General features: G+C 34.0%; 8 protein-coding genes and 1 tRNA gene. 4 read left to right on the forward strand and 5 right to left on the reverse strand.

The genetic code is table 11. The annotated features are described in order from the left end of the window. Nucleotides 1–26: 26 nt before the first annotated feature. Nucleotides 27–1,691: a gliding motility lipoprotein GldJ gene (gene gldJ / locus ACJJV4_RS03770; RefSeq protein ID WP_405292135.1), complete on the reverse strand. Its 1,665-nt coding sequence runs from the start codon at nt 1,689–1,691 to the stop codon at nt 27–29. Between the two features lie 272 nt (nt 1,692–1,963). Between gldJ and porU the strand changes: the two genes are divergently transcribed. Both porU and porV read left to right on the forward strand, forming a co-directional pair. Continuing rightward, nucleotides 1,964–5,842: a type IX secretion system sortase PorU gene (gene porU / locus ACJJV4_RS03775; protein WP_405292136.1), complete on the forward strand. Its 3,879-nt coding sequence runs from the start codon at nt 1,964–1,966 to the stop codon at nt 5,840–5,842. A 33-nt stretch (nt 5,843–5,875) separates the two neighbouring features. Continuing rightward, nucleotides 5,876–7,120, forward strand: coding sequence for a type IX secretion system outer membrane channel protein PorV (porV, locus tag ACJJV4_RS03780; protein WP_405292137.1), 1,245 nt, complete (start codon nt 5,876–5,878; stop codon nt 7,118–7,120). A 75-nt stretch (nt 7,121–7,195) separates the two neighbouring features. Here porV and ACJJV4_RS03785 read toward each other — a convergent pair whose 3' ends face one another. Both ACJJV4_RS03785 and ACJJV4_RS03790 read right to left on the reverse strand, forming a co-directional pair. After that, complete coding sequence (locus ACJJV4_RS03785) at nt 7,196–7,963, reverse strand: M48 family metalloprotease (RefSeq protein WP_405292138.1); 768 nt, start codon at nt 7,961–7,963, stop codon at nt 7,196–7,198. 97 nt (nt 7,964–8,060) lie between these two features. After that, nucleotides 8,061–8,510: a GNAT family N-acetyltransferase gene (locus ACJJV4_RS03790; protein ID WP_405292139.1), complete on the reverse strand. Its 450-nt coding sequence runs from the start codon at nt 8,508–8,510 to the stop codon at nt 8,061–8,063. 44 nt (nt 8,511–8,554) lie between these two features. Between ACJJV4_RS03790 and ACJJV4_RS03795 the strand changes: the two genes are divergently transcribed. Beyond that, entirely contained in the window at nt 8,555–8,980 is a 426-nt protein-coding gene (locus tag ACJJV4_RS03795) for a GNAT family N-acetyltransferase (protein WP_405292140.1), read from the forward strand. A gap of 49 nt (nt 8,981–9,029) precedes the next feature. Continuing rightward, a tRNA-Gly gene (locus ACJJV4_RS03800) sits at nt 9,030–9,102 on the forward strand. Nucleotides 9,103–9,476: 374 nt separating this feature from the next. Here ACJJV4_RS03800 and dnaN read toward each other — a convergent pair. Together dnaN and gldG are read right to left on the reverse strand one after the other, a co-directional pair. Then, nucleotides 9,477–10,595 carry a DNA polymerase III subunit beta gene (dnaN, locus tag ACJJV4_RS03805; RefSeq protein ID WP_405292141.1) on the reverse strand — a complete coding sequence of 373 codons (1,119 nt, stop codon included), beginning with the start codon at nt 10,593–10,595 and terminating at the stop codon, nt 9,477–9,479. Between the two features lie 175 nt (nt 10,596–10,770). Next, complete coding sequence (gene gldG / locus ACJJV4_RS03810) at nt 10,771–13,155, reverse strand: gliding motility-associated ABC transporter substrate-binding protein GldG (protein ID WP_405292142.1); 2,385 nt, start codon at nt 13,153–13,155, stop codon at nt 10,771–10,773. Between the last annotated feature and the right edge of the window lie 4 nt (nt 13,156–13,159).

The raw sequence follows: 13,159 nt of genomic DNA on the forward strand, positions 1-13,159 counted from the left end.
TTATATTTATTAACGAATAAACTGTTTTAGTTTTTCGTTTTGTTTCCTCCTTTACTTTTAGAACCAACACGAGACATTGCGCATCTAAATCCAATATAATCTGTTGCCATATCTTGTGGGAAGTAGCGACGTTGTGCAGGATCTAACCAATATTCTCTATCTTTCCAAGAACCTCCTTTGTAAACGCGAACTTCATCGTTAATTAAAGATGTTCTATTGTTTGATTTATCGTATTCTCTAATTATGTTTCCTAAAGAGTCTCTGCTGATACTATGTTTAGGAGAGTTGTACATTGCGCTAGATTTTCCAGATTCTTCATCTTCATCACCAAAACTTTCAAACTTTCTTGATGAGCGTTTATCTCCATCTCTAAAGTTAATCTCGTTACTTTTATCGAAATTAGTTCTTTGGAATGTTTCATTTTCATCTACAGGAACTTGTAAAATTTCACCTGGTAAATTTCTAGCAATAATTTTTCCGTTGGATAATGTATCGTAAACTATTTCATCTGAAGTAATTACTTTAACAGAACCATCTTCGTTAATTGCATTTTTTGTATAAACGTTACCACGGTAGTAGTTGAAATCGTTAAACTCGTCATCAATAATAGGTCTGTAAACATCGGCAACCCACTCGGCAACATTACCTGCCATGTCGTATAAACCAAAATCATTAGGAGCATAAGATTTTACAGCATTAGTAATATCGGCACCATCGTCAGACCATCCTGCAATTCCACCGTAATCACCTTTTCCTTGTTTAAAGTTGGCCATTTGGTCACCTCTAATTTTTCTTTTTCCAGAACGTGTATATTGTCCGTCCCATGGATATTTTTTACGACCTCTGTAAAGGTTATAGCTTCTAATTTCACTTAAACCTAAAGCTGCATATTCCCATTCTACCTCGGTTGGTAGTCTGTACTTTGGCACTAAAACTCCTGTTTCTCTACTTGCATAAATACCAGATTCGTTACCATCGGCATCTACAGTAATATTTCTATTTCTTCTAGAGTCTACAGGCTCTCCTGTATCCATTGAGCTAGGGTCAATAGTATATCTATTAGTATTAAAGGCGTTATCAGGATCAATATCCGTATAGTTAATATCACGATATCCTGATTTGCTTAAATTTAATTCGTTTACACGATCTGTTCTCCAGTTAGAGAACTCAACAGCTTGAATCCAGCTAACACCAACAACAGGATATTCTCCATACGCTGGGTGACGTAAATAGTTTTCCGTCATAACTTCATTGTATCCTAAGCGGTTTCTCCAAACTAAAGTGTCTGGTAAAGCACCATTATAGATAGCCTTGAAATTCTCTTCAGAAGGTGGGTAATAACGTTTTAAATAATCTAAATATTCTAAATACATAGCGTTTGTAACCTCTGTTTCATCCATGTAAAAGGACATAACATGTTGTTGGTTAGGGCTATTGTTCCAGTCGTGCATAACATCGTCTTGCACACGGCCTTTGGTAAATGTACCACCTTCAACAAATACAAGTCCAGGAGATGTTTCCTGTTCTTTAAAATCTGTATTATATTGAAAACCACCATCTCTATCGTTAATGTTCCATCCAGTGGCTCTAGAGCTATTTTTAGAGCTCGAAGATTTTTTACAACTTGTAGACACTACAGCTAGTGCTACAATTAATAAAACCTTGATTGTCACTACTTTTTTCATATTCATACTTTTAAGTAAGCTAATAATATTTTGGTGCTGCAATATAAGAATTAAACCTTACACAACAAGCTATTTTTTACATTTTAACCAAAAAAAGAGGTCTTTTATCCTGTTTTTTAAGCATTACATCGATGTTTTGTGCTGTAAAGCGTGCCTCATTTTATTGGATTGTGTTGTATAAACGAATGTTTTGCTAATTTATTATTGTATTTTTGATGATGTTTTAGAAATAATTGCGTTTTTAATACTAACTCAAAGCTAAAGACGTTATTTTAACGATGAAAAAGAATTTATTCCTATTTATATTACTAACATCTGTTACTGTATTTGCACAGCAAAAGGTATTTAATCTCAATTGGGAGACATCTCATACAATTTCAGGTAGTACTTATACTATTGAAGTTCCTTTTTTTAATGAGGATTTATGTAATTTTGATTTTAGTTCTGGACTCCAATTTATATCGCAATGGGAGGTTTCTTCAGTTATTAATGAAGAATCTGTTACTATTTCTCAAGTTGGCTATTCTAATATAACTTTAGCGGAATTGAAAGATTTGCCTATAGATAAAATTCCCAAAAAGCTAACTTATACTTTAAGAAACTCTATTGCAAGAGGTAAACAATATGCTATGTTGGAGTTATCTCCGATTATTAATGATAATGGAGTTTATAAAAAAGTAACTCAATTTCAAGTTAATTATTCAAACGGCACATCAAGAAAAAGTGCTAATTTAAATAAAGCTTTAGGAACAAAAGTTATTTCAAATTCGGTTTTGGATCAGGGGGAGTGGTTTCGTTTTGTTATTGATACAACTGGTGTTTTCAAATTGTCTAAATCGTTTTTAAAACGTTTAGGCGTTAATGTAAATGGCATAGATCCTAGAACTATTCGAGTTTTTGGAAACGGCGGACGGATGATTCCTTTTTCTAATAGTGAAGATTATCCTTTTGATGTTACAGAGAATGCTGTTAAGTTTGTTGGAGAAGAAGACGGGGTTTTTAACGATTCTGATTATATTTTGTTTTACGGACAAGGGCCGAAGCAATTTAATGCCGAAAGCAATACAAATATAAATTGTTATAGTGATAAAACTTACTATTATATAAATACCGGTTTAGGCAATGGAAAACGTATTTCGGCTTTTGCTCAGCCAGAAGGAACGGTAGATATAGAAATAAACACGTTTCAAGATTATCAATATCATGAATTTGATAATGAAAACATTGCTTTGCTTGGTCGCCGTTGGTTTGGAGAACGATTTGATGTAGAAACAGAGCAACACTTTAAGTTTGATTTTCCTGAAATGATAACATCTGTTCCTGTTGCATTAAAAGTTTATGTGGCTACCATTTCGTCAGAGAGCACATCGATGTCTATTGCTGTTAATGGTACAGATTTATCTACTCTTGTTTTGCCAGGAGCAGATGATCCTGTTTTAGGGAATGATAGATCTTATATTTCTAACATAACTGTAAATTCTCAGGAGGTTGATGTAAAGTTAAGTTACAATAACGAAGGTGATCCAAGTGCTTTAGGCTATTTAGATTATGTTTCTGTCGAAGCCACAAGAGTTTTGAAGTTTATAAAATCTCAGTTTCATTTTAAAAATAAGGACGTTGTGGCCGCCTCCGGAATCGGGCAATATACTATTGAAAATGCTTCTAAAATTTCTGAAGTTTGGGATGTAACCGATATTTATAATGTAACGAATGTAGAAAATAATGCTGCTGACGATAACTTTACTTTTAAATCTACCTTAGGAGTATTAAAAACTTATGTAGCCGTAACACCTTCCGATTATTATGAGCCTAAAGTAGATGGAAAAACTACGGTAGCAAATCAAAATATAAAAGGAACCATATTTATAAACAACCAAAATGAGTTTCAGGATATTGACTACATTATTATTGCTCCAGATAACATGCTTAGTCAAGCCAGTCGCTTAGCTCAAATAAATACCGAGCAATATGGTTTGAACGTCAAAGTTTTAGGATTAACTGAAATTTATAACGAATTCAGTACTGGAAACCAGGATATTGGAGCGATTAGAAATTTGGTGAAGTATGTTTATGATAATGCCAGCACTCCCGAAAATAGAATTAAATACTTATGCTTATTCGGAGATGGATCTTTTGATTATAAGGATCGAATACCAAACAACACCAACGTTATGCCTTCATGGTATTCTTATGAAAGTTTAAACCTAACAAATTCTTTTGTGTCGGATGATTTTTATGGAATGATGGATGATAACGAAGGTACTATGAACACTGGTGATAAGCTCGATATTGCCGTAGGTAGAATTCTTGCAGATACTCCCGAGCGCGCAAACCAAATGATAGATAAAATAGAATCTTATTACATTAAAGAAGCCTATGGTACTTGGCGAAACAATGTGGTGGTAATTTCTGATGATGTAGATTTAGATTGGGAAGGTGTACTGCAACAAACCACAGATAATATCGGTAATTTAATTACCGATGAGAAACCTTTTTTAAATGTTACAAAAATACATTCTGATGCTTTTCAGCAAGAAACAACAGCAGGAGGAGATAGATACCCACGTGTAACATCTGAAATTATTGATGCCATTGATAAAGGGGCTTTGGTCGTTAACTATTTTGGGCACGGCGGTGAGAATGGATTAGCACATGAGCAATTGATATTGCAAGATAATATTAAAGAGTTTCGAAACTTCGGAAAGCTTAACTGTTTTGTAACTATTACATGTGAGTATACTAAGTTCGATAATCCTTATAAAGAAACCGCAGGAGAAGTAACCTATTGGAATGAAGATTCTGGGGCTATTGGTTTAATTTCCACAACACGCCAAATCTTTGTTTCGTTTGCTATTAATTTTAATAATAATTTGGGGCAATATTTATTTTCTTATTCAGATGATGATACTTTTTCGGACTATGAATATCCTTCAATGGCAGAGGCTTTAAGGCTCACAAAAAATAATCCGGCTATATCAGGTTCAAGTCAAAGACGTTTGGTGTTTTTTATTGGAGATCCAGCGATGAAACTGGCTTTTGCACAACCTAATATCAACTTAACGAAAATAAATGATGTGCCTTTGGCTGCGGTAACCGATACATTAAAAGCTTTGAGTTATGTTAAAATGGCCGGAGAAGTAACCGATTTATCAGGGAATTTATTAAGTAGTTATAATGGTACGGTATCTACAACTATTTATGATAAAAATATTGAGCGTACAACATTAGCAAACGATGGTACAAGACTAAGTGGTGAAGTTGTTAAATTAGATTTCACAACATTAGGAGAAATAATTTTTAGAGGTCAAGCATCAGTAAAGAATGGCGAATTTGAATTCGATTTTATTGTGCCAAAAGATGTTGGTATTCCTGTTGGTGTGGGAAAAATTAGTTTTTATTCCAAGGATGAAGCTTTGGAAAGTAACCAGTCAGGAGCGAGTATTGGAACGGTAAAAATAGGTGGCTTAAATGAAAATGCTCCAGTAGATAATATAGGTCCTGTTATTTCATTATATATGAACGATGAAAACTTTGTGTATGGAGGTATTACTAACGAGTCGCCAACACTCTTAGCGATTATGGAAGATGATAACGGTATTAATACAGCTAGTGGTGTTGGACATGATATTGTTGCTATACTGGATGGTGATGAAACAAACCCAGTAGTGCTTAATGATTATTATCAAACTAGTGTAGACGATTATAAAACAGGGGTTTTGAGTTATCCGTTTAGAGATTTAGAACCTGGTTTGCATACCTTAACGCTTAAGGCGTGGGATGTCTATAATAATTCAGCTATTTCTGAAATACAGTTTGTTGTTCATGATAAAGATGAGGCTTTAGTTATTAATAACGTACTTAATTACCCAAATCCTTTTGTAAATTATACAGAATTTTGGTTTAATCACAATAGTTCGGCCTCTTTAGACGTTTCTATACAGATATTCACTGTTTCCGGAAAATTAGTTAGAACCTTAAACGGGCAAACAGCTACAGGCTTTAATGTTACAAGTTCGCTGTCTAGAGATATTGTTTGGGATGGACGTGACGATTTTGGAGATAAAATAGGTAAAGGCGTTTATATTTACAAATTAAAAGTGCATTCTAACGTGTTAAACAAAACAGTAGAAAAAATTGAAAAACTAGTAATTCTATAAAAAAAAATATATTTTGCAACTAAATATCAATTCATGAAAACTAAAATACTCTTATTACTGTCATTCGTTTTTGTTGTAAAAATGAATGCTCAAGAAACTACCGTAATTATACCAAACGAGCGAGATTCTAGAGTTATTACAACAGGCGTTCCTTTTTTATTAATTACAGCAGATGCGCGTGCAGCATCCATGGGAGATATGGGAGTTGCTACTTCTGTAGATGCTTTTTCTCAACAATGGAATCCTGCTAAGTATGCTTTTTCCGAAACAAAATCTGGTGTTGGTGTGAGTTACACGCCTTACTTAAGTAAATTAGTTAACGATATTTTTTTAGGAAACCTAACATATTTTAATCGTATAGACGACCGTAGTGCTTTTGCTGCAAGTTTAAAGTATTTTTCTTTAGGTGATATTGAATTCCGTGAAAACGAATTTGTAAATGCGTTAATACAAAGACCAAATGAGTTTACTTTAGACGCATCTTATGCATTGCGTTTATCTCCAGAGTTTGCTATGTCTGTAGCTATGCGTTACATGAGATCCGATTTGAAATTGAGTGGTTTAGGTGGCGATGCTACGGCTGCAAGTACTTTTGGTGTAGATATTTCTGGTTTTTACCAAGGAGAAGAAGAGGCTTACGCTGATTTTAATGGACGTTGGAGAATGGGATTTGCAATTCAGAATATTGGTCCAAAATTCTCTTACGAGGAAGGTGGTATTGAAAACTTTCAACCTACTAATCTACGTTTAGGAGCAGGTTTTGATTTTATATTCGACGATTATAATAAAGTAGCAGTAACTGCGGAAGTTGCTAAGCTACTAGTACCGACACCTCCAAGATTAGGAACAGAAATTGTTTTTGAAGATAATAATAATAACGGAACTTATGATGAAGATGATGGTGATGTATTAATTAGTGAAACTAATAATGTAATCTACGAAGGACAATCTCAAGATGTTGGTTTTTTAGCTGGTATGTTTCAATCTTTTGGTGATGCACCTGGTGGTTTTAGTGAAGAGCTTAAAGAGTTTACGTATTCGCTAGGGGCAGAGTATGTGTATCAAGATTCTTTTTCCTTTAGAACGGGTTATTTTAACGAAAGTGAAGAAAAAGGAGCGCGAAAGTTTTTTGCTTTAGGTGCAGGGTTTAAGGCTAACGTTGTTAATATAGATTTATCGTATTTATTTTCAGCATCTAAAGTTCAGAGTCCTTTAGAGAATACATTGCGTTTTTCATTAACGTTTAATATTGGTGCGGGAGAATACCGAGAATATTAAAATATAAATTGAATATATAAAAAAAGACTGCTCCAAAGGGCAGTCTTTTTTTTTTTGACCAATTATAAAGTTTAGCTAAAGAGCTTTATATTTTTCTATAGCTTCTCTAATTTTTTCTATTCTATTATCTGGGTCTGGATGTGTACTTTGAAATTCTGGTACACGGTTTGGTCCAGCTGCTGCTTTTAATATTTCCATAACACCAATCATCTCTTCTGGGTTATAACCTGCTTTTAACATAAACCGTACGCCCAATTCGTCGCTTTCAAGCTCGTCATCACGGCCGTTTGTAAGTAAGGTGTTTTGTCCTATTCCGCTAACTACACCTCCCATATCGGCACCTACAGAACCAGCTGTTGTTAAACCTTGCCAGTATTCACTCTCTGCAATACGCTCTGCACTATGGCGCCCAAGAACGTGGCCAACCTCATGGCCTAAAACACCAGCCAATTGGTCTTCGTTTTCTAATTGCGAAAACAAGGCATAGGTAATAAAAATTTGTCCGCCCGGTAAAGCAAAAGCGTTTATGGTATTTGGGTCGGCAAGTAAATGAAACTCATATTCATACGGGGTCTGTTTTGCTATACTATTGTTTACTAATTTATTTCCAACATTATCAACTAACGCTTGGTATTGGGTGTTTTCGTGCAAACCGCCATGCTGTTGTGCCATTTGTGGAGCACTTTGCAAACCAATAGCGATTTCTTCATTGGCATTCATAGAGATAGTTTGCATACGGCCCGTATATGGGTTTTCTTCCCTTTGGCTACATCTTTTAAAAACAAAAAATAATGCAATTGCAACGCCAATTAGTAAGCGTACTTTTAAATTTTTCCCTCTCATTTTGGTTGGTTTTTAGTGTTTAGTAAAATACAAAATAAAGCAATACATAAATTAGACCCGTTTTTCTTCACTCAGTCACTTTAAATTAATTTATAGTTTAAAGGCATTTTGTCATTACAAAATGTGGTCCTATATCTGCGATGTTAAAAGAATCTCCAAAAACGATATAGCCATTTCTCATGTAAAAACTCACGGCAACTTCTCTCGCATTACACCAAATTAATGTCGCACTCTTTTTAAATAAAAAGGCATCGCAATATTTCAGTAGTTTATGTCCAACGCCTAAACCTTGGTAAGCTTCCAAAACAGCCATACCTCTCAATTGGTATTGCATTTGTGCTTTAAAATTATGGTTTCTATTTTTTAAAAACGAACAGACTCCAATTAATTCTTCAGAATTGTAAATGCCAAAATGTAGTGTGGTTTCTAAATTGTCACCTTCAAAAACACAAGACGTAACGGGTTTCCCTTGTCTTAATACAGGATGTCGCACGATGTGTGTTTCTTTAGCTTCTATTTGTTTTATGGTGTAATTTTGCTTTTTCATAAAATCAAACTTAATTAAAATATTTATCTTCACTAAAAAAAATAATGTCAATCGCATTTAAAATACTCGAAAAGGAAAATATAGATTTAGTAATTCCTTTAATTCAAAAATTGAATAACAATAAAGTTTCCGATGCTATATTGCGCGAACGTTTTGTCGAAATGTTTTCGCAAAATTATGAGTGTGCCGGACTTTTTAAAAATAATGAGCTTATTGGTGTTTGCGGGATGTGGTTTTGCACAAGGCATTATTCTGGCAGAAGTGTGGAAGTGGATCATGTTTTTATAGATGAAATTTATAGAGGACAGCGTTTAGGGGCTCAGTTTTTTGAATGGATTTACAGTTATGCAAAAAATAAAGGATATCAGGCTTTAGAGCTAAATACCTATGTATCAAACCATGGCTCGCACAAATTTTATTTTAATGAAGGTTTCAAAATTTTAGGCTATCATTTTCTAAAAAAAATGTAATTTTATTTTGACCAATAAGTATATTATCTATATATTTGCACCCGGAAATGCGAGAGTAGCTCAGTTGGTAGAGCGTCAGCCTTCCAAGCTGAATGTCGCCGGTTCGAACCCGGTCTCTCGCTCAAAAGCTTCATAGAAATATGAGGCTTTTTTGTTTTCTATATTTTCCTTTTCTCAAAGCTTTATTATTTAAAAAAAGTAGAGATTTATTCTTAGCCAGACACAATATTCAATAGGTTCTTTTCTAAAACTATTTTGGGCGTTACCCTTTGGGTCAGGCTTTTCGTTACAAGTCCTCGCATCCCGATTTCATCCGGGCTGCTGTGGGCTTTTCTCTGCAATCCTTAACGCGGGTTTTTCGTGAGGTTACTTCATACTTAATAGTGTTAAGTTTAAAACGCTATTTTATTTGTTTAATAAAAACAAAAAGAGGTTATTTGACTTTAATCAAATAACCTCTTTTATTATGTTGTAATGCTACTATTTCAATATAACCTTATGCATTTAGCATAACAGGCATAACAAGCATAGTAATGTGTTCACCTTCATCTAAACCATCAACAGGTGTTAAAATTCCTGCTCTGTTTGGCATACTCATTTCAAGTTGCACTTCATCCGATCCTAAATTGTTTAGCATTTCGGTTAAAAAACGAGAGTTGAAACCAATTTGCATATCATCACCTTGGTAATCACAAGTTAATCGTTCTTCTGCTTTATTGCTGTAATCTACATCTTCTGCAGAAATATTTAATTCGGCACCAGCAATTTTTAAACGAATTTGGTGCGTTGTTTTGTTAGAGAAAATACTAACACGACGCACAGAGTTTAAAAACTGTGTTCTATCTATAGCTAGTTTGTTTGGATTCTCTTTCGGGATAACCGCTTCGTAATTTGGATATTTTCCATCAATTAAGCGACAAATTAATTCTGAATTTTCAAAAGTAAATTTCGCGTTACTTTCGTTGTACTCAATAGTGACATCGTTTTCACTACCTGCTAAAATTCCTTTTAATAGATTTAAAGGCTTTTTAGGCATAATAAACTCGGCTACTTGGTTTGCCTGAACATCTCCACGAGTATATTTTACTAATTTGTGAGCATCTGTAGCAACAAAAGTTAAACCTTCTGTAGAAAATTGAAAAAATACACCACTCATTACTGGGCGTAAATCATCATTTCCAGCTGCAAAAATAGTTTTGCTAATTGCTGTTGCTAAAATATCACCAAGAATTACAGTTTTACTTGGGTCTTCTAAAGCTACTGCTTTTGGAAATTCATTACCATCGGCATAAGCTAAAGCGTATTTACCGTGGTTTGAGCTAATTTCAACCGTGTTATTATCTTCAACTACAAAAGTTAAAGGTTGTTCCGGGAATGTTTTTAAAGTATCTAGCAACAAACGCGCAGGAATGGCAACACTGCCTTCACTGTCACTCTCAACGTCTAGCGTAGAAGCCATAGTGGTTTCTAAATCACTAGCCGAAACCGTAAGCTTGTTGTGGTCTAATTCAAATAAAAAATTATCTAAAATAGGTAAGGTGTTTGAGCTATTGATTACACCACCTAAAACCTGCAATTGTTTTAACAAATAAGTACTTGATACTATAAATTTCATGTGTTGAATTATATTTTTTAGAGGTCAGCTGTTACATTTTTTATAGTTGTTCTAAACAACTGTAAAAAAGTGTTTAGGTATAAATGTTTCAGCTATTAACTTAGTTTAATTTGTATTTATGCTACTTACAAATATATTCTTTAAGACTTATATTTGGAAACAAACTTATTAACATTTAAGCACTATATTTTTTCTTTCTAAAGTAATTAAAGCTAAATCCAAATATAGCTAACAAAACCAGTGGCAATGCGATGTTAATAAGTTGCCATTGCGTTTTTTCTGCTGTAATTTTTTGTTTGTTTAAAAATGCGACAGCAATTTCTTTAGATCTAATGTTTATAAGTCCGTTATCATCGAGTAAATAATTTACTGTATTCAGTAAAAATTCTTTGTTACCGTAATTTTTTCCCGTCCATCGATCGAAACCTAATTCTTGCGGTATATTTTTAACCACATCGTTTTTAATAATATCGCCATCTGCAATAACAACAACTTTTGTAGTCTTGCTTTTATCTTTGTTTTCAGAGAGCTCAAATGGTTTGATTCTATTGCTGTAAACTGACGGAAACTTACCTTCTAGTAAAACGGCTAAAACTTGTTTTCCTGAGTTAAATTCTGCCGGATTTTGTTCTTGTGTTACCACGTCTAAACTTATTTTTCGTGGTGTGCCTTCTAATCTTGTTAACGGAGCTGTTTCTAATAGAATGGTTTTTTGTACGCCATTTTTAAGCGTGTCTATTTGGTTTGCAAAATCGAATTTTACCAAGTCTAAATTGTTTACAACAGGATGGTTGCTGCTTGAGTTACCGAATGGTGAATATGGCCAACGTAAATTTTGAAATTGCGATTGGCTACCTTCTCCAATTGCCAATGTAATGGGCGCAGAGTATAGTGAGGCAACCATTACTGGGTTTATTCGGATACCATATTTAAAGAAGAAGTCGGTTAAGTTTACATCACGCTGAACGGCATAGTTTGTACCTGAAGCATTGTATAAACTATCTTTTTCAATAGCAACAGCATCTATAAGCCATAGGCTTTTTCCTCCTTGCATGGTGTATTGGTCTAACACAAATTTTTCCGGTTCTGTAAAAGCTTCTGTTGGTTTAGCCGAAATTATTAAATCGAAATTATTTAATTCGTTTAAAGTCTTTTGAGGTTGTTTAGCAACACTATCTAGAGTAAAAGGAGCAATTAAATAATATTCCCCTAGTTTTTTTACAAAATCTGCGATGTATTTATCTTCTAGTTGTTGGTTTCCTTTTAAAATGGCTATTTTTTTACTTTTAGGATTGGTAAGTTTTCTAAAACCATCCGCGAAAGCGTATTCTAAATGCTGAACTGAGTTGCTTACCAATTCTTCTTGGTTGGTACCAATTTTATTTTTAATTAAAGGTATAGTTACTGTTAGGTTGTTATAGCTCGCTAATGCCCACGGAAAAATAATAGCTTGTGTTGAGGCGCCATTTTCTTGAACACTCATTTGCATGGGTGTTAAACCGCGCTGAGTAAGCTGTTCTATTATAATATCACGATTGGCGGCATCTGCCAATGGATTGAAAAAATTAAAAATTATGTTGGGGTTTTCGGCTTCAAACTCTTCAAGTAATTGTTTGGTTTCAGTTTGTAGACGTCTGAATTCTGAAGGGAAGTTTTCACCTTCTAAGAAAATATCAATTATTAATGGAGATTCAACATCTTTAATAATGTCTAAACTCGCTGCGCTTAATGTATAACGAGAATCTTCGGTTAAATCAAAACGTTTATGTATTCCGTTACCAGCACTATTCAGAATAAATAAACCAACAAAAAGACTAACAATTTGTATCCAATATTTTTTCTGTAACGCTTCGTTTCTAATCCCTTTTACCGTTAAAAACATAAAAAAACTTGTAATACTTAAAAAATATAAAACATCGCGAGTATCTAAAACGCCACGGCTCATGCTTTTGTAGTGGGAACTCATACCGAATTGATCTATAACATTACTAGAAGCAAAATCGGCAATACCTTCAAAACCAATGTAAAACAGAAAACATAAAAAAACGGAACTTATAAATGCTACAATTTGATTGTCGGTAAAAGTAGATGTGAAAATACCAATGGCTGTATAAGAAGCAACTAAAAAGAGTAATCCAAAATAAGAGCCAAGCGTGCTGCCAATATCTAAGTTGCCAATAGGGTTTCCTAATTGGTTTATGGTGTAAGCATAGAGTAGTGTTGGCGCAAGTGCTATTAAAATTAGAATGATGGCTCCAAGATATTTACCTAATACCACACGGGTAAGTGAAATAGGTTTGGTTAGTAAAAGCTCTAAGGTGCCTTGTTTTTTTTCGTCGGAAAAACTCCGCATAGTTACCGCTGGAATTAGGAATATTAAAATCCATGGTGTTAGGAGAAAGAAAGGTGACAAATTGGAGAATCCGTAATCTAAAATATTAAAATCACCTTTAAATACCCATAAGAATAGTCCGTTTAGCAATAGAAAAATGGCAATGACTAAATAGCCAATGGGTGATGCGAAAAATGTATTTATTTCTTTTTTTAGTATGGCGAGCATATGT

This window comes from Algibacter sp. Ld11 (assembly GCF_045066735.1).
Classification (GTDB): Bacteria; Bacteroidota; Bacteroidia; order Flavobacteriales; family Flavobacteriaceae; genus Algibacter.